This is a genomic window from Enterobacter cloacae complex sp. P16RS2 (assembly GCF_014982155.1).
GTDB lineage: Bacteria > Pseudomonadota > Gammaproteobacteria > Enterobacterales > Enterobacteriaceae > Enterobacter > Enterobacter cloacae_M.
On sequence record NZ_JADCKW010000008.1, the window covers coordinates 80,305 to 102,213 of the forward strand.

Annotated in this window: 19 protein-coding genes; 6 read left to right on the top strand and 13 right to left on the bottom strand. The window is 56.5% G+C overall.

Annotated elements, in window-relative coordinates; all coding sequences use genetic code 11:
* Positions 1 to 27 precede the first annotated feature (27 nt).
* Positions 28 to 1,110: a porin OmpC gene (ompC, locus tag INF68_RS04545; protein WP_126786929.1), complete on the bottom strand. Its 1,083-nt coding sequence runs from the start codon at positions 1,108 to 1,110 to the stop codon at positions 28 to 30.
* Positions 1,111 to 1,730: 620 nt separating this feature from the next.
* Positions 1,731 to 2,609: an aromatic amino acid DMT transporter YddG gene (gene yddG, locus INF68_RS04550; protein WP_126786928.1), complete on the bottom strand. Its 879-nt coding sequence runs from the start codon at positions 2,607 to 2,609 to the stop codon at positions 1,731 to 1,733.
* Positions 2,610 to 2,830: 221 nt separating this feature from the next.
* Between yddG and fdnG the strand changes: the two genes are divergently transcribed.
* Genes fdnG through fdnI form a run of 3 tightly spaced genes read left to right on the top strand, consistent with a single transcriptional unit; the run spans position 2,831 to position 7,423 of the window.
* Positions 2,831 to 5,878, top strand: a complete 3,048-nt coding sequence (gene fdnG / locus INF68_RS04555) for a formate dehydrogenase-N subunit alpha (RefSeq protein WP_126786927.1) — start codon at positions 2,831 to 2,833, stop codon at positions 5,876 to 5,878.
* An 11-nt stretch (positions 5,879 to 5,889) separates the two neighbouring features.
* Positions 5,890 to 6,774, top strand: a complete 885-nt coding sequence (fdxH, locus tag INF68_RS04560) for a formate dehydrogenase subunit beta (RefSeq protein WP_126786926.1) — start codon at positions 5,890 to 5,892, stop codon at positions 6,772 to 6,774.
* A complete protein-coding gene (gene fdnI, locus INF68_RS04565) occupies positions 6,767 to 7,423 on the top strand; it encodes a formate dehydrogenase-N subunit gamma (RefSeq protein WP_126786925.1) in 657 nt (218 codons plus the stop codon). Before fdxH ends, fdnI begins: the two co-directional genes overlap by 8 nt.
* A gap of 51 nt (positions 7,424 to 7,474) precedes the next feature.
* Here fdnI and INF68_RS04570 read toward each other — a convergent pair whose 3' ends face one another.
* From INF68_RS04570 to ppk2, 3 genes are all read right to left on the bottom strand, one after another.
* Positions 7,475 to 7,798: a CcdB family protein gene (locus INF68_RS04570; RefSeq protein ID WP_045619889.1), complete on the bottom strand. Its 324-nt coding sequence runs from the start codon at positions 7,796 to 7,798 to the stop codon at positions 7,475 to 7,477.
* Positions 7,798 to 7,986, bottom strand: coding sequence for a type II toxin-antitoxin system CcdA family antitoxin (locus INF68_RS04575; protein WP_126786924.1), 189 nt, complete (start codon positions 7,984 to 7,986; stop codon positions 7,798 to 7,800). Before INF68_RS04575 ends, INF68_RS04570 begins: the two co-directional genes overlap by 1 nt.
* Before the next feature lie 102 nt (positions 7,987 to 8,088).
* Complete coding sequence (gene ppk2 / locus INF68_RS04580) at positions 8,089 to 8,913, bottom strand: polyphosphate kinase 2 (protein WP_126786923.1); 825 nt, start codon at positions 8,911 to 8,913, stop codon at positions 8,089 to 8,091.
* 254 nt (positions 8,914 to 9,167) lie between these two features.
* Here ppk2 and INF68_RS04585 point away from each other — a divergent pair, with 254 nt between their 5' ends.
* From INF68_RS04585 to araJ, 3 genes are all read left to right on the top strand, one after another.
* Complete coding sequence (locus INF68_RS04585; RefSeq protein WP_126786922.1) at positions 9,168 to 9,536, top strand: hypothetical protein; 369 nt, start codon at positions 9,168 to 9,170, stop codon at positions 9,534 to 9,536.
* Positions 9,536 to 10,042 carry a YbjP/YqhG family protein gene (locus INF68_RS04590; protein WP_126786921.1) on the top strand — a complete coding sequence of 169 codons (507 nt, stop codon included), beginning with the start codon at positions 9,536 to 9,538 and terminating at the stop codon, positions 10,040 to 10,042. The genes INF68_RS04585 and INF68_RS04590 overlap by 1 nt, the downstream gene beginning before the upstream one ends.
* Before the next feature lie 189 nt (positions 10,043 to 10,231).
* Positions 10,232 to 11,407: an MFS transporter AraJ gene (gene araJ, locus INF68_RS04595; RefSeq protein WP_126786920.1), complete on the top strand. Its 1,176-nt coding sequence runs from the start codon at positions 10,232 to 10,234 to the stop codon at positions 11,405 to 11,407.
* 6 nt (positions 11,408 to 11,413) lie between these two features.
* Here araJ and INF68_RS04600 read toward each other — a convergent pair whose 3' ends face one another.
* The 8 genes from INF68_RS04600 to INF68_RS04635 all read right to left on the bottom strand — a co-directional run bounded on the left by INF68_RS04600 (position 11,414) and on the right by INF68_RS04635 (position 21,597).
* Positions 11,414 to 12,505, bottom strand: a complete 1,092-nt coding sequence (locus INF68_RS04600) for an alkylhydroperoxidase domain protein (RefSeq protein ID WP_126786919.1) — start codon at positions 12,503 to 12,505, stop codon at positions 11,414 to 11,416.
* A gap of 10 nt (positions 12,506 to 12,515) precedes the next feature.
* Positions 12,516 to 13,505, bottom strand: coding sequence for a putative FMN-dependent luciferase-like monooxygenase (locus INF68_RS04605; protein WP_126786918.1), 990 nt, complete (start codon positions 13,503 to 13,505; stop codon positions 12,516 to 12,518).
* Positions 13,502 to 15,109, bottom strand: a complete 1,608-nt coding sequence (locus tag INF68_RS04610; RefSeq protein WP_126786917.1) for an ABC transporter ATP-binding protein — start codon at positions 15,107 to 15,109, stop codon at positions 13,502 to 13,504. Before INF68_RS04610 ends, INF68_RS04605 begins: the two co-directional genes overlap by 4 nt.
* On the bottom strand, positions 15,109 to 15,957 hold the full coding sequence (locus INF68_RS04615; RefSeq protein WP_047060936.1) for an ABC transporter permease: 849 nt from the start codon (positions 15,955 to 15,957) through the stop codon (positions 15,109 to 15,111). The genes INF68_RS04610 and INF68_RS04615 overlap by 1 nt, the downstream gene beginning before the upstream one ends.
* Positions 15,954 to 16,898, bottom strand: a complete 945-nt coding sequence (locus tag INF68_RS04620) for an ABC transporter permease (protein WP_126786916.1) — start codon at positions 16,896 to 16,898, stop codon at positions 15,954 to 15,956. The genes INF68_RS04615 and INF68_RS04620 overlap by 4 nt, the downstream gene beginning before the upstream one ends.
* Before the next feature lie 10 nt (positions 16,899 to 16,908).
* Positions 16,909 to 18,528, bottom strand: coding sequence for a TIGR04028 family ABC transporter substrate-binding protein (locus INF68_RS04625; protein ID WP_126786915.1), 1,620 nt, complete (start codon positions 18,526 to 18,528; stop codon positions 16,909 to 16,911).
* 149 nt (positions 18,529 to 18,677) lie between these two features.
* Positions 18,678 to 19,688: an alcohol dehydrogenase AdhP gene (gene adhP, locus INF68_RS04630; RefSeq protein ID WP_023311899.1), complete on the bottom strand. Its 1,011-nt coding sequence runs from the start codon at positions 19,686 to 19,688 to the stop codon at positions 18,678 to 18,680.
* Positions 19,689 to 19,884: 196 nt separating this feature from the next.
* Complete coding sequence (locus INF68_RS04635; RefSeq protein WP_126786914.1) at positions 19,885 to 21,597, bottom strand: ABC-F family ATP-binding cassette domain-containing protein; 1,713 nt, start codon at positions 21,595 to 21,597, stop codon at positions 19,885 to 19,887.
* Between the last annotated feature and the right edge of the window lie 312 nt (positions 21,598 to 21,909).

Sequence of the window (21,909 nt, forward strand, 5' to 3'; positions counted from 1 at the left end):
TGGGCTGGCCTTTTATCGTGACAAATCTTAGAACTGGTAGGTCAGGCCTACAGCTACGATGTTGTCGGTAGCAACGCCAGTTGCTTTGGTGAAGCTGTTGTCGTCAACCAGGTTGATTTTGTAATCAACATAGGTAGACATGTTTTTGTTGAAGTAGTAGCTCGCGCCAACGTCAACGTATTCAACCAGATCATGGTCGCCGTATGAACCCAGGTCTTTACCTTTGGATTTCAGGTAAGCGATGGATGGACGCAGGCCAAAGTCGAACTGGTACTGAGCAACAACTTCGAAGTTCTGAGCTTTGTTCGCGATATAACCGTCACCGAAGTTGGTCATGTTGCGGGTTTCAGAGTAGGTGGTTGCCAGATAGATGTTGTTCGCATCGTATTTCAGGCCAGCAGCCCATACTTCTGCGTTCTCACCGCCAGCGTTAACGGTGTTAGCGACGCGACCTGCAGCAACCTGACGGTCAGTACGGTCAGATTTCGCGTAGGTTGCACCGACACCGAAACCGTCCATTTCATAGGTAGAAGACAGACCCCAGCCGTCACCGTTCGCTTCGGTGATGTCGTTACGGTCGTTTTTACCCTGGTACTGAGCGGCAACGTTCAGACCGTCAACCAGACCGAAGAAGTCGGTGTTACGGTAGGTTGCAACGCCAGTCGTACGGCCAGTCATAAAGCCATCGGTCTGAGTCCAGGTATCGCCACCGAACTCTGGCAGAACGTCAGTCCACGCGCCGATGTCGTAAGCAACACCGTAGTTACGACCGTAGTCGAATGAACCGAATTCGTTGAATTTCAGACCCGCGAAGGCCAGACGGGTTTTGTTGCCGTCAGAGCCCTGTGATTCAGAACGGTTGCCTTTGAACTCATATTCCCACTGGCCGTAACCGGAAAGCTGATCGTTGATCTGAGTTTCGCCTTTGAAGCCCAGACGAACGTAAGTTTTGTCGCCGTCGTTATCAGTATCATCAGAGAAATAGTGCAGACCTGTTACTTTACCGTACAGATCCAGCTTGTTACCGTCTTTGTTATAAATTTCAGCCGCGTTTACAACGCCTGCTGCCAACATGGAAGTCACTGCCACTGCAACTAATTTAAGTTTCATCTTAAATGTTCCTTATAATTTTCTTTGGTATTTCCTGAGCCACTTTGAACGATTTCTAAACGAGGCTGATCGTCAATGGCATGCTATTTTTAAAAATCTTGTAGTCCTATTTCAATAATAAGTTTCAAATTATTAGCAATAATTTCATTTAGTGTGATCGAGATCGGGTAAATGACGATGAAATAGCGTCAAATGATTAGCATTTAATCAATTAATTGCCGGGTTGATTGCTGTGGATATAGTTTCTTTATGGTTTTATAAAAAGTGGTAATTATCGGTATTTCCGTTCATTTTTGAGGGGTGAATGGTCTTTATAGCCGTAATACCTTGTTTTATAGCTTTAATGCACGGAATTTCCGTTCTGAAGGCTGAAATAAACAGAAGCATACTATTGCACTTTGTGCTATTAATCCTGTGAGTATTTGGACAGTATTAATCACCCACCGGTGTCAATTTATGTCAATGCGGGAGGGCCGGAATTTACGAAAGGGGGTGGAATATAAACAGAATCTAAACACGTGCTCTACTGTTCATAAGAATATTTTGGCGTGCGCTCACATATTAAATTTATGTTAATTATTTGCTGTCGGGATAAATATTTCTCGACAGCAAAACCGACATTATTGTCTTGTTGCGTACCAGCAGAGCAACGACCCGGCGCAGACCATCAGCGCGCCTTGCCAGAACGAGAATGAGAGGGGCGAACTCAGCACTGCGGCGGCAAGCGCGGCGGAGAAGACAGGGGTAAAATAGGATACGGCAGCGAGTACCGTGACGTTACCGTGAAGGATGCCAATATTCCATGCGGCGTAACCAAACCCAAGCGCAATACCGCACATGACGAGTTTCACTATCACCGGAAGCGTAAACACCATCTCGGGCTGATCGCTCAGGAAATATTTCACCCACAGGCTCAGCGCGGTCAGCAAAACAAACAGCGTGATGCCGTTTTGTCCTTTCGCAAATTTGCTGGTGACCGTGCAGTAGGCGGCCCAGATAAATGCCCCGGCAAACGCCAGCGCGTAGCTCAGCGGGCTGGAAACAATATTGCGGGTTATTTCATCAAGATGTAAACCTTGTTCACCGCCCAATACCCAGCAAACGCCCAGCAATGAGACGGATAAGCCGGGGATCACCCACAGGGTTGATTTTTGTCCGTTGAACAAGATGGCAAACACAATGGTCAGGCTTGGCCAAAGGTAATTGACCATGCCCACTTCAATCGCCTGCGATCGCGTTGCGGCATAGCCCAGCGACAGCGCCAGGCATATTTCGTAGCTGACAAATAAAACGCTGCCGGCAATAAGATAGCGGGGTGAAAACCGCCTGATATCAGGAAATCCTACCGTCACCAGACACAGTAATCCGCTGAGGGTGTAAATCATCGCCGCACCGCCTACCGGGCCCAGTCCCTCACTCACGCTGCGAATAAGGCCGACCATGGTACTCCATAACAGTATTGCCGCGAGCCCAATAAGCGTTGCTCTTTTTCTGTCCATTACTTCGCCATTGCAATAACAATCAAAGGAAAAATGTATCGCATTCAACCTGACGCTGTCGCCAATTATTCTCTTAAACCGTTAATCAAAAAGGGGTATTTAGATTTACCGGGGGTGACTATTAAGGGGGGGAAGGCAGATGACCTTGATTTGACGCAAAAAAAACAGGGGCTTTGCTGTTAGTTTGCGGCGCGAAGTCTTTTCAGATAACGAGGACAACAATGGACGTCAGCCGCAGACAATTTTTTAAAATCTGCGCGGGCGGTATGGCCGGAACAACGGCAGCCATGCTGGGATTTGCTCCCAAAATGGCGCTGGCGCAGGCACGCAACTATAAGCTGCTCCGCGCAAAAGAGATCCGTAACACCTGCACATACTGCTCCGTAGGTTGTGGGCTTTTAATGTATAGCCTGGGCGATGGCGCGAAGAACGCCAGAGAAGCGATTTACCATATTGAAGGGGATCCGGATCATCCGGTGAGCCGCGGCGCACTTTGCCCGAAAGGGGCGGGGCTGCTGGACTACGTTCACAGCGAAAACCGCCTGCGCTACCCGGAATACCGCGCGCCGGGTTCTGATAAATGGCAGCGTATCTCCTGGGATGAGGCCTTCTCCCGTATTGCCAAATTAATGAAAGCCGACCGCGACGCTAACTTTATTGAAAAGAACGCCCAGGGCGTAACGGTTAACCGCTGGTTATCCACCGGCATGCTGTGCGCCTCGGCGGCGAGTAATGAAACCGGCATGCTGACGCAAAAATTTGTGCGCTCTCTCGGCATGCTGGCGGTAGATAACCAGGCGCGCGTCTGACACGGACCAACGGTAGCAAGTCTTGCTCCAACATTTGGTCGCGGTGCGATGACCAACCACTGGGTTGATATCAAAAACGCTAACGTCGTGGTGGTGATGGGCGGAAACGCCGCGGAAGCCCATCCGGTGGGGTTCCGCTGGGCGATGGAGGCGAAAAACAACAACGATGCGACGCTTATCGTCGTCGATCCGCGCTTTACGCGCACGGCATCGGTGGCCGATATCTATGCGCCAATCCGTTCCGGTACGGACATTACGTTCCTGTCCGGCGTGCTGCTGTACCTGATCGAAAACAACAAAATCAACGCGGAATACGTTAAGCACTACACCAACGCGAACCTGCTGGTGCGGGATGATTTTGCCTTTGATGACGGGCTGTTTAGCGGCTATGACGCCGAAAAACGCCAGTACGATAAAACGTCCTGGAACTATCAGTTCGATGAAAACGGCTACGCGCTGCGTGATGAAACCCTGACGCACCCGCGCTGCGTATGGAACCTGCTGAAGCAGCACGTTTCCCGCTATACGCCGGACATGGTGGAAAACATCTGCGGCACGCCGAAAGCGGACTTCCTGAAGGTGTGTGAAGTGCTGGCCTCCACCAGCGCCGCCGACAGAACCACAACATTCCTCTACGCGCTGGGCTGGACGCAGCACACCGTGGGTGCGCAGAACATCCGCACCATGGCGATGATCCAGCTGCTGCTCGGCAACATGGGGATGGCGGGAGGCGGCGTGAACGCGCTGCGCGGTCACTCAAATATTCAGGGGCTCACCGACCTTGGCCTGCTCTCGACCAGCCTGCCGGGCTACCTGACGCTGCCGTCTGAAAAGCAGACGGATCTGCAAAGTTATCTGGCGGCGAATACGCCAAAAGCGACGCTGCCGGACCAGGTGAACTACTGGAGCAACTATCCGAAGTTCTACGTCAGCCTGATGAAATCCTTCTACGGCGACGCGGCGCAGAAGGAGAACGACTGGGGCTTTGAGTGGCTGCCGAAGTGGGACCAGGCGTACGACGTCATCAAGTACTTCAACATGATGGATAAGGGCAGCGTCACGGGGTATATCTGCCAGGGCTTTAACCCGGTGGCCTCCTTCCCGGACAAGAACAAAGTCGTTCGCAGCCTGAGCAAGCTGAAGTACATGGTCGTTATCGACCCGCTGGTGACCGAGACCTCCACCTTCTGGCAAAACCACGGGGAATCGAACGATGTCGACCCGGCGTCGATTCAGACCGAAGTGTTCCGCCTGCCGTCCACCTGCTTTGCGGAAGAGGACGGTTCCATCGCAAACTCCGGCCGCTGGCTGCAGTGGCACTGGAAAGGTCAGGATGCGCCGGGCGAAGCGCGTAATGACGGTGAGATCCTCGCCGGGATTTACCACCGACTGCGCGAGATGTACCGCACCGAAGGCGGCAAAGGCGCTGAGCCGCTGCTGAAAATGGGCTGGGGCTACAAGCAGCCGGACCATCCTGAGTCTGAAGAGGTCGCAAAAGAGAACAACGGCGTGGCGCTGGCGGATCTCTATGACGCCAGGGGCAACCTGGTGGCGAAGAAAGGCCAGCTGCTGAACAGCTTCGCGCTGCTGCGCGACGACGGCACGACGGCGTCGTCCTGCTGGATCTACACCGGCAGCTGGACGGAGCAGGGCAACCAGATGGCCAACCGCGACAACGCCGATCCGTCCGGGCTGGGCAATACGCTGGGCTGGGCATGGGCGTGGCCGCTGAACCGTCGCGTGCTGTACAACCGCGCGTCTGCAGACGTAAACGGCAAGCCGTGGGATCCGAAACGCATGCTGATCCAGTGGAACGGGGCGAAGTGGACGGGGAACGATATCCCGGACTACAACACCGCCCAGCCGGGCAGCAACACCGGGCCGTTCATCATGCAGCCGGAAGGGCTGGGACGCCTGTTTGCCCTCAACAAGCTGGCGGAAGGGCCGTTCCCGGAACACTACGAGCCGATGGAAACGCCGCTGGGCACCAACCCGCTGCATCCAAACGTCATCTCAAGCCCGGTGGTGCGCATCTACGAAGAGGACGTGCTGCGGCTGGGCAAAAAGGACAAGTTCCCGTACGTGGGGACGACCTATCGCCTGACCGAGCATTTCCACACCTGGACCAAGCACGCGCGGCTGAACGCCATCGCGCAGCCGGAACAGTTTGTGGAGATCAGCGAGACGCTAGCGAAGGCGAAAGGCATTGCCAACGGCGACCGCGTGGAGGTGAGCAGCAAGCGCGGCTTTATTCGCGCGGTGGCGGTGGTGACGCGTCGTCTCCAAAGCCTGAACGTGCACGGACAGCAGGTGGAAACCGTCGGGATCCCGCTGCACTGGGGCTTTGAGGGCGTGGCGCAGAAAGGCTACATCGCCAACACCCTGACGCCAAACGTCGGCGATTCCAACTCGCAAACGCCGGAGTACAAGGCGTTTCTGGTCAACATCGAGAAAGCGTAAGGAGCGATTAAATGGCGATGGAAACACAAGACGTTATCAAACGCTCCGCGACCAACCCGATTACCCCCGCGCCCCGCGCGCGGGACTACAAGGCAGAGGTCGCTAAGCTTATCGACGTCTCCTCCTGCGTGGGCTGCAAGGCCTGCCAGGTGGCCTGCTCGGAGTGGAACGATATCCGCGACGAGGTGGGGCACTGCGTGGGGGTCTACGACAATCCGGCGGATCTGAGCGCCAAATCCTGGACGGTAATGCGCTTTAGCGAAACCGAGCAGAACGGCAGGCTGGAGTGGCTGATTCGCAAAGATGGCTGCATGCACTGTGAAGATCCGGGCTGCCTGAAGGCGTGCCCGTCTGCCGGCGCGATTATTCAGTACGCCAACGGGATCGTTGACTTCCAGCAGGACAACTGCATCGGCTGCGGGTACTGCATCGCGGGCTGTCCGTTTAATATCCCGCGCCTCAATAAAGAGGATAATCGGGTATATAAATGCACCCTGTGCGTGGACCGCGTCAGCGTCGGGCAGGAGCCTGCCTGTGTGAAAACCTGTCCGACCGGGGCTATCCACTTCGGCACCAAAAAAGAGATGCTTGACGTGGCGCAGGCGCGCGTGGACAAGCTGAAAGCGCGCGGCTACGAGAATGCGGGCATTTATAACCCGCAGGGCGTGGGCGGTACGCACGTGATGTATGTGCTGCACCATAACGACCAGCCTGAGCTGTACCACAACCTGCCGAAGGATCCGGCGATCGATACCTCCATCAACCTGTGGAAAGGGGCGCTTAAGCCGCTCTCGGCGGCGGGCTTTATCGCCACCTTTGCGGGGCTGATTTATCACTACATCGGTATCGGGCCGAACAAAGAGGTGGATGAGGACGAGGAGGAGCATCATGAGTAAGTCGAAAACGATCGTGCGCACGAAGTTTGTTGACCGCGCCTGTCACTGGACGGTTGTGATCTGCTTCTTCCTGGTGGCGGTGTCGGGGATATCGTTCTTCTTCCCGACGCTGCAGTGGCTGACCGAAACCTTCGGCACGCCGCAGATGGGCCGCATTCTGCATCCGTTCTTCGGCGTGCTGATTTTCGTGGTGCTGATGTTTATGTTCGTGCGCTTTGTCCACCATAACATCCCGGACAAGCAGGATATCCCGTGGGTGAAAGGGATCGTCGAAGTCCTGAAGGGCAACGAACATAAGGTCGCGAAGGTGGGGAAATACAACGCCGGACAGAAGATGATGTTCTGGACCATCATGAGCATGATTTTTGTGCTGCTGGTGACCGGCGTGATTATCTGGCGTCCGTATTTTGCGCACTATTTCCCGATTCAGGTGATTCGCTACGCGCTGCTGATCCACGCCACGTCGGCCATCATTCTTATCCACGCCATCCTGATCCATATGTATATGGCGTTCTGGGTAAAAGGATCGATTAAAGGGATGATTGAAGGGAAGGTGAGCCGCCGCTGGGCGCAGAAACACCATCCGCGCTGGTATCGTGATGTGGAGCGACTGGAAGCGAAACAGGAAAGTACAGAAGGAATGAAGTAAGACCTGCGCCGTCGGCTTTGCCCGGCGGCGCTGCGCTTGCGCGGGCCTACGTTATGTATTGGTCACTAACGCATCTATCGCCGCGATAACAGTACTTCTCGCGCTGCGAAGATTACATACATAATCTTTATTATTTAGTTTCTGTTTCTCCACGTGTGTTATGCCAGCGGTGTTAAGGAAATATCGCTCGAAATCAATATTCACTAAAGGCATCGCGGCATTGATATGTCCACGTAGATAGCTATGGTAGCTTAATGGAATAATCAGTCTTGTTGATAAATCATCATAATAGTCATGTTGAATTATCATAAAATAAGGCTGGTAGTCCCGTGTTCTTTCTGAAGGGTTACGGTAAACGTCAAACTGAAAGCACATTAAATCCCTCCAAAGAAAGGATCGTCTGATAATAATCCCGCTTTAGCCGTAAATTCATTCATGGCTTTTATGAATTCTTTATCTTGCTGATGCTCTCGTCTTCGCGCCTCTGGTGTACGGGCCTCGCGGGAGACTCCACTCGCAATGCTCTCCCTTTTGCCATAGTCTTTGTTACGGTTTGGCTTCATTTTCAGCTCCTCTGTTGGTGCGGTCATTATCAACCGCAGCCAACAAAAAACAATACCGTATCCCCTGGTAATCTACATTCTGCGAGGCGTATTCCAGTAATTTCAGAACCGCTCTTCCACATACCGGAACGGATATTTTGTCGGTTTGACTTTACCAATTTTACGTTTCGGTAAATCCACTTTTTCGACGTGTATTTCTTTATAGGGGATCTGTGAAAGCAGGTGCGAAATAATATTCAGGCGCACGCGTTTTTTATCTTCTGAACGTGCCACAAACCACGGCGCCCAGGCGGTATCTGTCGCTTCAAACATGGCGTCGCGCGCGAGGGTATACTCGTCCCACAGGTTAAAGGACTTAATATCCATCGGCGATAGCTTCCAGATTTTACGACCATCGTTAATACGGTCGCGCAGGCGGCGCTCCTGCTCTTTAGGCGTGACCTCCAGCCAGTACTTCAGCAGGATAATCCCGGCATCCACCATCGCTTTTTCCATCACCGGCGCACCATCAAGAAACTTCTCAACCTGCTCGGGGGTGCAGAATCCCATTACCCGCTCGACGCCCGCGCGGTTGTACCAGCTGCGGTCGAATATGACGATCTCACCGGCGGCAGGCAGATGGGGAACATAACGTTGAAAATAGAGCTGGGTTTTCTCTTTCTCGGTGGGGGCAGGGAGGGCAACAACGCGAAACACGCGAGGGCTGACGCGCTCGGTTATCGCTTTAATGGTGCCGCCTTTACCGGCACCGTCGCGTCCTTCAAAAACAATACACACTTTTAGCCCTTTTGCGACGACCCACTGCTGGAGCTTAACCAGTTCAACGTGGAGGCGACGTAGCTCTTTTTCATACTCTTTGGTCTTTAACGGTGCATTCTTTACGACATCAACAGCGACAGCGACACTGGTTTTCTTTTTGTTTCCCATGATGGTCATCCTCAGGTTGTCCGGCGCGGAAAAAAGCGAGGCCGCACTATGAAGTGTAATCCACCTGATATTATGCGTAATTTTTTTAGGTAATTAATTTCACAACACTTTTTTTAAGCAGATACTGAGGTATTCGCGAAGGTGTTTAGCACCCATTCCCCTATGTAGATGCAATAAAATCAGCACTTTTAAACCCACACGCTATATGTGGTTAGAGTAATAATTTCATTCTTATTTACTTAAAGGAACTAAGAATGAGTTGGAATAAAGAAGCTGCGGTTTCGTATCTCCGTTCACACGCTCTGGGGCACTCTCATAGTGAATGTGCTAAGTTTACCCGCCTGGCCATTCTGGCTGGAGGCGTTAAGGTACCGAACACAGATTATGCAAAAGATTATGGGGCGGAGTTATTACGTGCTGGGTTCAGTGAGCTGCCGCCCGGTTCTACTTTAATTTCTGGCGATGTGGCTGTGATACAGCCGTATCCTGGCGGAAATGGCATAGGTCACATGACTATGTATGACGGTACGCAGTGGATTTCTGACTATGTTCAAAAAAGCATGTATCCGGGGCCTGGGTACCGCAAAATGCAACCATCCTTTAAAATTTACAGGATGCACTGATGAAAAGGATATTTTTATCATTCGTTATGCTACTGGTGGGATGTAGTTCGGCTGCCCGTCAAGATCAGAGTGCGCAAGATGCTACCGAATCATTTTATAAATCCTATCTTTCCGCATTCGGCAGCGATGAAGCCAGGCCTTATCCTGCCGACGCACTGCGTAAATATGTTTCTGCTGATACTATTGCTCGCATTAGCACCATTCAGGAAATCTCTGAACAAGAGTTAATCGAATCTGATTATTTTACGTATACCCAGGATTACTCTCGCGAATGGATACCTGCGTTGCGGGTGGGGAACGCAAGACCATTTTTAAACGGTGAAGTAGTCCAGGTCATTGAGGGGTCGGGTGACGGGAGAAGTATACATCTTGAAGTATTTCTTCGTCGTGAAGGTGATGCATGGAAAATTTATCGCGTTCGTGACATAACGAACAATCACGAGCACCCAATTTTCAATGCTGGCGCTATTACACGCGCTAAATCAGCGGCAGAAAGCGAACTGTAAAAGCTAAACCTTAAACCCTTTGAAGCCCTGACACCAGTCGGGGCTTTTTGTTTACCATTCCCGCCGCGTAGCAATGGGAGAAAACTCCTGAATTAATGGATTAACCTGCCAGCCAATGGATTTGAACTGGCTCACCATACAAGATTATTCAATAATGTCCGTCGCGTGTGATTAACCCGTGGTTGAAGTATGAAAAAGACAATTTTTTCGTTGGCGCTTGGCACATTTGGCCTCGGAATGGCCGAATTTGGCATTATGGGCGTGTTAACCGAGCTGGCACATGACACCGGTATTTCGATTCCCTCCGCCGGGAATATGATCTCGTTTTATGCGTTCGGCGTGGTAATTGGCGCCCCGATTGTGGCGCTGTTCTCAGGCAAGTTTTCGTTAAAGACCACGCTGCTGTTTCTGGTGGCGATGTCCGCTGTCGGCAATGCCCTGTTCACGTTTTCCACGTCCTATTTCTGGCTGGCGGTGGGGCGGCTGATTTCCGGCTTTCCGCACGGGGCTATTTTTGGCGTCGGGGCGATTATCCTGTCTAAAATTGCGCCACCGGGCAGGGTGACGGTCGCGGTGGCAGGGATGATCGCCGGTATGACCGTGGCGAACCTGATGGGCGTTCCGCTGGGGACCTGGCTCGGGCATCAGTTCAGCTGGCGTTATACCTTTTTTCTGATTGCCGTGTTCGATGCGCTGGTGATCCTCTCGGTTCTGCTCTGGGTGCCGGACATCCGCGACACTTCAGAAATCAAATTGACCGAGCAGTTCCACTTTCTGAAAAAAACCGAACCCTGGCTGATCTTTGCCGCCACCATGTTTGGCAACGCCGGGGTGTTCGCATGGTTCAGCTTCGTTAAGCCGTTTATGGTTAACGTCTCCGGTTATTCAGAAGGGATGATGACGGCCATCATGATGCTGATGGGCCTTGGCATGGTGTTGGGCAATCTGTTGAGCGGCAAACTCTCGGGACGCTTTAGCCCGCTGCGCATTGCGGCCACCACCGACATGGTGATTGTCGCCTCGCTGCTGCTGCTTTTCACCTTTGGTGAACTGAAAACGGCCTCGCTGGTCATGGGCTTTATCTGCTGTGCCGGGCTGTTCGCGCTCTCTGCGCCGCTACAAATTCTGCTTCTGCAAAATGCGAAGGGCGGTGAGATGCTGGGGGCGGCAGGGGGACAGATGGCGTTTAATCTCGGCAGTGCGATTGGCGCGTACTTTGGCGGGATGATGATTGTCCTCGGCTTTAGCTGGCGTTACGTCACGCTGCCGGCGGCAATACTCTCTTTCTCGGCCATGAGCGCACTGCTGATCTACGGTCACCTGCGGGCGAGGCGGGCTCAGGCTAACGCTCGCGCGCTAGCCTGACAGATTTCAGGCAAACCAGGGCTCACCCAGGGTCAGCATCAGGCGGTTGGCCCAGGCGAAGAACGCGGCGGACTGCACCAGATCAAGCTGCGCTAAGGTATCCAGCCCCTCTTTTTCCAGCGCGGCAAGGTGCAGCGGCGTGGCGGCAGGCGGCGTGACCGACAGCGCCGCCGCAAAATCGATTTCCGCCTGCCAGCGTGCGGATTGCCCCTCGCTCAGGGACCGCCCCGGCCTCACGGCCAGCAGGGCTTCTACCGCCGCGTCATCCTTTGACAGCTGGCTGGCTTTACGCGCATGGACAGATGCGCAGTAGATGCAGCCGTTAATTTTACTGGCGACCGTTGCGGCCAGCTCGCGCTCGGCGCGCGGTAATCCTCCCGGTGTATAAAAAATCCCTTTATCCGTTAACGTGCGCTGTTCAAGCACCGGCAGGTTGCGCCCCAGCAGGCGGAAGTAGTCGGAATCGGTATGGCCAAATTTCGCCAGAATGGCAACCTCATCGTCACCGAAGTCCGCCAGCGGTTTGGCCGCTATCCACGGTTCCCATCCCAGCTCCTGTTGGGTAAACGCGACGGGGGCCGCCTTCCCGGTGACCGTTGTTGCGGTCGTGTGCCAGATGCCTGCCGCCACCGGCGCATCGCTTTTGGCGACGGGCCTGTCATTCAGCAGCCGCAGCCCGGTGATGAGTCGGCTCTGGAAGCTCACAAACGCAATAAGCTGCGCCAGGGTAACAATGCCTTCCTTGCTCCATCCTGCCTGGGTCAGCGCTTTTAACGCTGCGGGCGTCGCTTCGACGGGGGAGAACGTCAGCAGGCGCGCGAAGTTCAGCGCCGGGGTCAGGCGTTCTGAGGTGGGATCGGCCAGGCCAAACCCCGCATAGTGCGCGGCCAGCGCCTCCGCGCTGTGCCACCTCGCAACTTTTGCCGCGACGGCGAAGCGCTCGTCCAGCGCAAAATCGCTATCCTGCTGAGTGAATAAGTTTTCGTAGCTGCCCTGCGCGTGGCGCGTGGCGGCATCACGCGTGGCGCGCGCCTCTGCCAGAGGGGAACCGGGTTTAATTTCCGCCAGCTCGGCGAGAATGTCGTGACTTAATGACATAGGTATCTCCTCAATGGATGTGGGGGGCAATACGTTCGGCGATCAGTTCGATGGACCGCAGCGTGTCGCGATGCGTGGGTTCGACCGAATGGACCTGGAATGAGATATCCGTGGCGCGCCTGAGAATAGAGTCAGCATTCAGGGAATGCAGCACCGTATCGGGCGAACCAATATGCGCGTCAAACTGACGGCGATAATCGGTGACGTTGTCACCTTTAACCGCGTGCCCGGCAGCGCGATGCTGATGGGCCTGTTTCGTGAGGCCCGGCGTCGCGACCCTGAGCGCATAGTCGTCGCTGTCGGCGACGAACGCCGTACGGGAGGCCAGAATGCGCGGTGCGATGCCCTCAGGCAGCGCATCGAGGTAGGCATCCACAATCGGGTTCTGGATCTCGTCGAGCGTTAAATCCAGCCGATCTGCCGGGCGCGGCTGCGTGCGGGAGAGCATTAAACCGTGTCCGGCCCGGGCGGCGCGAACGGCACCGTCAACAGAGAAGGTGGCAATCCAGATACGGTCGGCAAGCTGTGGCGCAGGCGGGTAAAGGTGGTTATCCGGATGGGTCAGCGAATCCCCGCGCCAGGCGCTTTGGATCACATGCAAATGGTCAGCAAACGCCGCGCCGCGCTCCTCAAACGTCAGGCCGAACGGCAGAAATGAGGTCGGTGTGCCGCCCGAACCAAAACCGACCTCAAGACGGCCATTGGCGAGTAAATCGAGCACGGCGGCATCTTCCGCGACGCGCAGCGGGTTTTCCATCGGTAGGGTAATGATGGCCGTGCCCAGGCGGATGGTTTCGGTATGCGCGGCTACGTGCGCCAGAAACAGCAGCGGTGACGGCAGGCCGCCTTCACTTTCGTGGAAGTGGTGCTGGGCAATCCAGGCGCTGTCAAAACCGTGGCGTTCGGCGTGGCGGATCTGTTCAGTTGCCAGACGATAGCGCTCCTTCGGCGCAGCGTCGTCAAGCAGGCGGGTGAAAAATCCCAGGCGTTTTCGCGTCATGCGAACTCCTCCGTAGCGGGTGAAAAATGGGGAATGGCGTCAATCAGCTCGCGGGTATAGTCGTTCTGCGGCGAGGCGAATAAGGTTCCGACATCGCCCTGTTCGACCACCTGACCGCCGCGCAGCACCGTGACGCTGTGGGCGAGCCGGCGGACGGTAGACAGATCGTGCGTGATAAAGAGGTAGGTCAATCCCAGCTGCTGCTGCAGCTGCTGAAGCAGAGCCAGGATCTGCGCCTGCACGGTGACGTCCAGCGCGGAGGTGGCTTCGTCCAGCACCAGAATGGTCGGTTCCAGGATCAGCGCCCGGGCGATGGCAACGCGCTGCCGCTGTCCGCCTGAAAGCTCCCGGGCGGTGCGGCTCAGGAGTTCGACGGGCAGGGCAACCCGCTGCGCCACGGTCTCCACCCGGACCTTTCGCTGCGCCTTACTGAGGCGAGAAAAGTTCTTCAGGGGCTCTTCGATGATGTCAAACAGCGTCTGACGCGGATCGAGAGAGGCAAACGGGTTCTGGTAGACAAACTGGATCTTCTGGCGCAGCTGACGGCGGGCCTCGCGGCTGAGCGCGGTGGCATCAATATCATCAATGATGACCTGTCCGCTGTCGGCTTGTTCAAAACCCAGCAGAATACGGGCGAGGGTGGTTTTCCCGGAGCCGGATTCACCGACCAGTGCATGCGTGCTGCCGCGCCTGACGTCAAACGTTACCCGATCCAGCGCCTGAAGCTGATGACCTTTGCCCAGGGAGAATTGCTTGCTGATGGCCCGGGCGCGAATGGCCGGGGACGCGAGCGGGAGACCAGCCACCGGGGCGATGGTCAGGCGCTGGCCCTGGAGATCGCTCAACAGCTGGCGGGTGTAGGCGTGCTGCGGCGTGCGGACGATATCGGCGGTGCCGCCGTGCTCCTGAACCTCACCGTTGCGAAACACCAGCAGCCTGTCCGCGCGCTGTGCGGCCAGCGCCAGATCGTGGGTGACAAACAGAACGGCGGTACCCGATTCCCGGCGCAGGATATCCAGCAGATCGAGAATGCGTTTTTGCACCGTCACATCCAGGGCGCTGGTGGGCTCATCGGCAACGATCACGTCCGGACGCAGGGCAATGGCGATGGCAATCAGCACGCGCTGTTTCATCCCGCCGGAGAGCTGATGGGGATACTGCGTCATGCGCTGTTCGGGATGGCTCAGGCCGACCTTTGTCAGCAGGGCGAGCACCTGCTCGTCGCGCTCGGCGCGGGTCACCTTCTGGTGGAGCTGAATGATTTCTCCGACCTGCGCACCGATGGTTTTCACCGGGTTGAGCGAATTACCCGGATCCTGCGGTACCAGGCTAATTCTCGCTCCGCGAAGGGTATCGAGACGCTTTGCGGACCATCGGCTAATCTCCTCACCGTTGAGCGATATTTTTCCCGCATCGCGCCGGGCGTTGTCAGCCAGCAGACCAATGATCGCCTGCGCCGCGGTCGTTTTGCCGGACCCGGATTCGCCGACAAACGCCAGCATTTCCCCTCGTCCGAGCGTGAAGCTGACGTTATGCACCACCTCTCGCCACTGGCGCGCGGTACGGTAGCTAATCGTCAAATTTTCCACTGAGAGCACGGTCATTAGCGACCTCCGCTGAACTGTTGGCTGATACGGTTGGTGGCCAGCACTACGGCGATGACGACCACGCCGGGGAAGGTGGTGAGCCACCAGGCTGTAGAGAGATAGTTACGGCCTTCGGCAATCAGTAAGCCCCATTCCGGCACCGGCGGCGGGGTGCCGTAGCCGAGAAAGCTCAGCGTGGAGAGCGCCAGGATGGCCTGACCAAACTGCAGCGTGGCAAAGGCGAGGACGGCGGTTAACGCGTTGGGCAGGATGTGTCGCCACAGCACGGCGAAAAACGTCCCGCCGCTGCCGAACGCCGCCTCGACGTAATCCGTGTGGCGGATGCGCACCACTTCACCGCGCGCGAGGCGGGCGAAGCTGGCAATGGAGGCAACGCCGACGGCAATCGCGGCGTTAACGGTGCCAAACCCAAGCAGAATAATCACCGTCAGCGAAAGCAGCAGAGACGGGATGGACAGCAGTACGTCGACGAAGCGCATCAGCAGAGACTCGACGCGTCCAGCGAACGCCCCGGCGATCACCCCTAAACCGGTACCGACCACCAGCCCCATCGTGACGGCGGCCAGCGCCGCGCTCAGGGAATGGGAGGCGCCATAAACGATACGCGTGTAAACATCGCGGCCAAGCTGATCGGTCCCGAGCCAGTGACCGGCCTGCGGCGCCAGGCGCTGCGCCCCGGCGATGCCCTCAATCGGGCTGTAGTGGGTTAACAGGCCGGGCGCTACGGCGGCAAAAGCGGCGAGAATAATCACCCCCCATGCCAGCCACAGTCCCGGCTGCCATTCCACTCCCTGCCACGCTGGAACGCGTTTTCGCGCTGCGGCCGCGTAATCGACCAGACTCATGATGCACCTCCGGTAACGGTTTGCAGACGGGGATCCAGCAGCGGCATCAGCAGATCCACCAGCAGATTGATCAGGACAAAACCGAGGGCGGAAATCATCACAACCGCCTGAAGTACGGCGATATCCTGATTATTCACCGCCTGCTGGGTCAGCTGCCCGAGCCCGCTGCGGCCAAAAATGGTTTCGGTGATCAGCGCCCCGGCAATCAGCTCGCCCAGCAGCAGCCCGGCAATGTTCAGGACCGGCAGCAGGGCGTTGCCGGTAACGTGGCGCCACAGGACGGCGGTTTCACTCAGCCCTTTGGCCCGGGCGACGGCGACAAACGGCTGCGTCGCCACCTGGTCCAGGCTGCGCATCAGAATTTGCGCCAGCGGGGCGGAAATCGGGATCGCGACGGTCACGATCGGCAGGATCAGCCCCTGCAGCGGCGTCGGGTTAATCACCGGGATCAGCCGCAGCTGAAAAGAAAAAAGCTGGATGAGGGCTATCCCCAGCCAGAACGTGGGTAAGGAGATAAACAGGACCGGCAGAGACTGAAGGGTATTGCTCAGCCAGCGCAGACCCGGCAGACGTGATGCAAAGGCCAGCGCAAAGGCCAGCAGGACCGCGAGCACAAACGCGGGCAGGGCGAGGCTCAGGGTATCCGGCAGATTGCTGGCAATCAGCTCGCTGACCGGCACGCCGGCCTGTAGCGAATAGCCGAAATCTCCGCGCAGCATCGCCAGCAGCGTGTGGCCGTATTGCTGCCACAGCGGGCTGTCCGCGCCGTAGGCCACGCGCATCTCCTCGATTTGCGCCGGGCTTAAGCCCAGGTCCGGGTTCTGAAATTTAATCAGCACCGCGTCGCCCGGCAGCACCTGGAGCAACACGAACGAGAGGGTAAAGGCGGCCCAAAGTACCAGCAGCCCGTGCCCAAAGCGTTGAAGAAGTGCGTGGCGCATCGTCAGCTCCTCAGTGTTTCTCTATCCACGCGCCGTAGAACGACGGGCGGCCGACCGCTTCAAAACTGACGCCTTTCAGCCACGGCGCACCGGCAAAGACCTGCGGCTCTTCGAAAATCGGAATGACGTAGGCGTTATCCAGCAGGTAACGCTGGGCATCGCCGGTCAGCTGCAGGCGTTTTTGCGGATCGACCTCAGCGGAGATGTTCACCAGCAGTTCATTCAGCCTGTCGTCACGGAAGCTTTTGACCTTGTCGCTGGAGCCGCCTTTTTGCAGCAGGGCGTCGCGGTTAGCGGGGTAGAACATGCTCTTCACCACGTCCGGATCGGCGCGGCCCACTTCGGAGACGGTTAACGGGGTTTTCAGCGGATCAAGGTTATCCAGCGTGCGGCTGCCTGCGTCTCCGGCTTTGACGCTCAGCGCTACGCCCACCTGTCGCCACTGCTGAGCAACCAGCTGCAGAACCTCTTTGTTTTGCGGCTGCGGCAGGGATTCATACACCGTCAGCGCCAGACGTTGGCCGTCTTTGGCGCGGATCCCGTCGCTGCCCGCTTTCCAGCCCGCCTCGTCCAGCAGCTGGTTGGCTTTTGCCGGGTCAAAGGTCAATTTGTCGCTGAGATCGACAAAGCCTGCGGCGGAACCGGCAATCACGGACTTCGCCTGCGGATAGTTGGCCGAGAAGAGGGTCTCGACCACCTGTTTTGCATTGGTGGCATGCAGCAGCGCCTGGCGCACGCGAATATCGGAGACCAGCGGGTTATCCGGACGGAAGCTAATGCTGTCGTTCACCCCGCGGGTCGGGGCGGCGTAGATTTTATAGCCCTGATCGGTCGCCTGCTTTTCGTCATACGCCTGCACCTGGCGAATAAAGTCGGCCTGACCCGCCAGCAGGGCGCCGACGCGCACGCTGTCTTCCTGAGTAACGATAAACTTGATGCCATCAAGATTGGCTGGCCCCTGTTGCGCCAGGTTTTTCGGCCCCCACTGGTAGTCCTTACGTGCTTCCAGCGTCACTTCGCGACCCAGCTTCTCGTCCTTCACCACAAAGGGGCCGGAACCGATGATGTGGCGTGCATCTCCCAGCTCTTCGAAGTTGCGCTTCAGCGTGCTGAGCGAGACCAGACCCGAGCCAATGGTGGCGGTGCCCTGAAGGAACCCCGGCGACGGTTTTTTGAAGTAGAACTTCACGGTCAGCGGGTCGATGACTTCGCTGCGATCGTAGTTATTGATCACTTCTGACACCGGCAGGCGCTGTGCCTTATTGCCTGAACCGTAGGTATCAAAGTTTTTCGCCACGGCGTTCGCGTCCAGCGGCGTGCCGTCGGAGAAGGTGATGCCGGGACGAAGCTTAAAGGTGTATTCGGTTTTATCGGCGTTGGTGGTCCAGCTTTCTGCCACCCAGGGTTCCACCTGCAGCGTCTTTGGGTTCTGCCACGCCAGCTTGTCGGTGATTTGATTCAGAATGCCGCCGTTCGGGTAGAAGCCGCCGGCAGGCGGATAGAGGTTGGTGTGCGCCTGTTGCTCCAGATAAATCAGCGTGCCGCCTTTAACAGGCGCATCCGCGGACCAGGCGGCGGTGGTCGTCAGAATCAGCGCCGTCAGCAGCGGCAGACGAAATGGGGTTTGCATGGTGAATTCCTTTGTTATCTTCTTGTTAGCGTCGGATTCATCATCGGGCGCAGGGGAAAACAAGGGAACAAAGGAATTAAGATAAGGATTGCCGGAAAATGGCTATAAAAAAACCGCTCCAGCGAGGAGCGGTAATGAAAGATGAACGATTATGAACGTAGGTCGATCACCATACGGCCGCGGATCTGGCCCTGTTCCATCTCTTTAAAGATGGCGTTGATGTCCTCGATTGGACGCATCGTGACTTTCGGCACCACCTTACCTTCTGCGGCGAACTGGAAGGCTTCCTGCAGATCCTGACGGGTGCCGACCAGGGAACCTACCACCTGGATGCCGTCCAGCACCAGACGCGGAATGTCGAGGCTCATCGCTTCAGGCGGCAGGCCAACCGCGACCACGCGGCCACCGGCACGCACGGCATCAACGGCTGAGTTAAAGGCCGCTTTTGCGACGGCAGTAACGACTGCTGCATGCGCGCCGCCGGTTTTCTCCTGCACAATTTTCGCGGCGTCTTCGCTGCGGGAGTTGATGGTTAAATCCGCACCCATGCTGGCCGCCAGCTTCAGCTGTTCGTCGTTAACGTCGAGAGCGATGACTTTGGCGTTAAAGACGTTTTTGGCGTACTGCAGCGCAAGGTTGCCCAGACCGCCCAGACCATAGATTGCGATCCACTGGCCCGGTTTAATACCCGATACCTTCACCGCTTTATAGGTGGTGACGCCTGCGCAGGTGATGCTGCTGGCCGCAGCGGATTCCAGACCGTCTGGCACTTTTACGGCGTAGTCTGCGGTGACGATGCACTCTTCCGCCATGCCGCCGTCAACGGAGTAACCGGCGTTTTTCACGTCGCGGCACAGGGTTTCGTTGCCGGTATTACAGTATTCGCAGTGGCCGCAGCCTTCGAAAAACCAGGCCACGCTTGCGCGATCGCCGACTTTCAGCGACTTCACGCCAGGGCCGACTTCTTTTACGATACCAATCCCTTCGTGGCCCAGGATAACCCCGGTTTTATCGCCAAAATCACCGTTCTTCACGTGGAGGTCGGTATGGCATACGCCACAGCATTCCATCTTCAGCAGGGCTTCCCCGTGCTTTAGCGGGCGTAAGGTTTTTTCAGTGACATTAACCTGATGATCCTGAGTGACAACAGCAGCCTTCATGTGTATCTCCTTGTTCATGATGAGTATCTGCATAGCAGGTGTAATACCCCTCAAGGATTAGTGGTTTGGCGCTGTAATGCAAGGCAACGGCAACATAATGTCATTATTTAATCCATTTTCAGAATAAGAATACGGCGTTCCTCTAATAATTTAGGGGGAAAATACTGGCCCGACGAGAGACTCGCCGGGCGCAGACTTACAGCTGTGCCTCTATCTCCTCTATCTCTTTACGCCATTGCGCCTGCAGATGCGGCTTTTGATGCTTCGGCTTACGCGCCAGATCGTCTTCCAGCAGCGTTTCCAGCGCGACCAGGCGTTCGAGCAGATCGTCATACGGCGAGGATTGAACCGTCGCCGCGTCGATGGCGGGCGCGGTGGATGTCGCCAGCCCCGCGCTTTCACGCAGGCGCTCAAACACCGCTTCTGCATCGTGCCACTCGCTCAGCTTTCCCTCTTCAATCAGCCAGAAACGGTTGCAGCTTTGGCAAATTAGCTGACGGTCATGGCTGACCAGCAGGACGCCGCCTTCAAACTGCTGAAGGGTTTGCGCCAGCGCCTCTTTGCCTTCCATGTCGAGGTGGTTGGTCGGCTCATCCAGCATCAGCAGGCTGTAGCGGGCAAGCGTCAGGCCAACGAACAGCAGGCGCGAGCGCTCGCCGCCGCTGAGCGTGCTGACCGTTTGCCCGTGACGCGCCCACGGGAAACCTGCGCTTATCAGTGCCATTTTGCGGTTCTGCGGATCCGGTGCGAAAGGCTCCAGCGCGTCGAGCAGCGTGGCGTCATCCGGCAGCTGATGAAGCGTCTGGTCGTAATAGCCTGGCGACACGCGCGGATGGATTTTCAACCCGCTGTCTGCGGACTCATCGGCAAACTGTTGCCAGATGAGCCTCATCAGCGACGATTTGCCGCAGCCGTTACGACCGACAATCGCCACGCGATCGCCGCTTTTTAGCCGCGCCATTTCGATGCTGAACAACGCCGGCAGGCCAGGTGCAGGAGGCACGTCGAGGTTTTCCATTTCCAGCAAACGGTCGGCCCGCAGCGCGTCGCCGCGCAGGGTTAACGTCCACGGGCTGCCTGCCGTGAGCGCCGTCTGGCTCTCCTTCAGCCGTTCGACCTGTTTTTCCATCTGTTTGGCTTTGCGGGCCAGGTCTTCGTTGTCGTAAACCTTGCCCCAGGTCGCCAGCCGCTTCGCGCTGGCGGTCACGCGGTCGATCTCCTTTTGCTCCGCCTTGTGGCGCTGCGCGTCGCTTTCATCCTTTGCTTCAAGCGCCTTGCGGGCGGCCGTGCAGGGAAGGGCGAAGTAGTGCAGCGTTTTATCGCGCAGGATCCAGCTGCCGTTGGTGACGGCATCCAGCAGCTGTCGGTCGTGCGAGACCAGCACGAAGCTGCCTGACCAGTTCTGTAGAAAATGTTCCAGCCAGAGCATGGTCGGCAAATCAAGGTGGTTGCTGGGTTCATCGAGCAGGAGCAGATCCGGGTCGTGAATCAGCGCCCGCGCCAGCAGCAGGCGGGTGTGCTGCCCGCCGCTCAGCGTGGCGGATTGCAGCGCCATATCCTGAGGCGTGAAGCCCATGCCTGCCAGCAGCGTTTCGGCTTTCCAGCGCAGGCTATCGCGCTCGGCTAAAGGCAGCTGTGCGAGTACTGCATCCAGCATGGTCAGCGGGAAAATGGCGTCCGGGAGATGTTGCTCCACGCGCGCCATCAGGCAGTGCCCGGCCAGCGAGACCGTTCCGGCGGCGGGGGAGTCAGTGCCGTCCAGCACCTTCAGCAGCGTGCTTTTGCCGCAGCCGTTGTCGCCCAGCAGGCCAATGCGGTCGCCTTTTTTCAACGTAAAGGAGAGTGAGTCGAAGAGCGTGCCAAACGCCGTATCAACGCGTAAAGATTGTGCAGTGAGTAAAGTGCTCATTGTTGCTTACCCAAGAGTTACAGGCATGTTTATGCCTCGTCAAACATCGCTGACGATAACTCAGTAAGCCCGAGAGAAGGGATTTCAGGGGTTGGTGTCTTCGCTCAAGCAGAAGTTATCGCAGCACGATACCGATAACGCTTGAGCTGGTGCGATCACCAAATGTATGTGAAACATTGAAAATTTCACAGTACAGCATAATTGGCCTCCTTATATATTCAGTAGGTTAATGGATGAAGGGAGTGTAGCGGGGGAAAAGGGGTTTGGCTAGTGGGGGGCGAATCTAATTCTCTCTCCCTTTGGGAGAGGGTT

Bases quoted from the DNA above. Each gene is read 5' to 3' on its own strand.
- ompC (WP_126786929.1), bottom strand. From the start codon at position 1,110: ATGAAACTTAAATTAGTTGCAGTGGCAGTGACTTCCATGTTGGCAGCA.
- yddG (WP_126786928.1), bottom strand. From the start codon at position 2,609: ATGGACAGAAAAAGAGCAACGCTTATTGGGCTCGCGGCAATACTGTTA.
- fdxH (WP_126786926.1), top strand. From the start codon at position 5,890: ATGGCGATGGAAACACAAGACGTTATCAAACGCTCCGCGACCAACCCG.
- fdnI (WP_126786925.1), top strand. From the start codon at position 6,767: ATGAGTAAGTCGAAAACGATCGTGCGCACGAAGTTTGTTGACCGCGCC.
- INF68_RS04570 (WP_045619889.1), bottom strand. From the start codon at position 7,798: ATGTGCTTTCAGTTTGACGTTTACCGTAACCCTTCAGAAAGAACACGG.
- INF68_RS04575 (WP_126786924.1), bottom strand. From the start codon at position 7,986: ATGAAGCCAAACCGTAACAAAGACTATGGCAAAAGGGAGAGCATTGCG.
- ppk2 (WP_126786923.1), bottom strand. From the start codon at position 8,913: ATGGGAAACAAAAAGAAAACCAGTGTCGCTGTCGCTGTTGATGTCGTA.
- INF68_RS04585 (WP_126786922.1), top strand. From the start codon at position 9,168: ATGAGTTGGAATAAAGAAGCTGCGGTTTCGTATCTCCGTTCACACGCT.
- INF68_RS04590 (WP_126786921.1), top strand. From the start codon at position 9,536: ATGAAAAGGATATTTTTATCATTCGTTATGCTACTGGTGGGATGTAGT.
- araJ (WP_126786920.1), top strand. From the start codon at position 10,232: ATGAAAAAGACAATTTTTTCGTTGGCGCTTGGCACATTTGGCCTCGGA.
- INF68_RS04600 (WP_126786919.1), bottom strand. From the start codon at position 12,505: ATGTCATTAAGTCACGACATTCTCGCCGAGCTGGCGGAAATTAAACCC.
- INF68_RS04605 (WP_126786918.1), bottom strand. From the start codon at position 13,505: ATGACGCGAAAACGCCTGGGATTTTTCACCCGCCTGCTTGACGACGCT.
- INF68_RS04610 (WP_126786917.1), bottom strand. From the start codon at position 15,109: ATGACCGTGCTCTCAGTGGAAAATTTGACGATTAGCTACCGTACCGCG.
- INF68_RS04615 (WP_047060936.1), bottom strand. From the start codon at position 15,957: ATGAGTCTGGTCGATTACGCGGCCGCAGCGCGAAAACGCGTTCCAGCG.
- INF68_RS04620 (WP_126786916.1), bottom strand. From the start codon at position 16,898: ATGCGCCACGCACTTCTTCAACGCTTTGGGCACGGGCTGCTGGTACTT.
- INF68_RS04625 (WP_126786915.1), bottom strand. From the start codon at position 18,528: ATGCAAACCCCATTTCGTCTGCCGCTGCTGACGGCGCTGATTCTGACG.
- adhP (WP_023311899.1), bottom strand. From the start codon at position 19,688: ATGAAGGCTGCTGTTGTCACTCAGGATCATCAGGTTAATGTCACTGAA.
- INF68_RS04635 (WP_126786914.1), bottom strand. From the start codon at position 21,597: ATGAGCACTTTACTCACTGCACAATCTTTACGCGTTGATACGGCGTTT.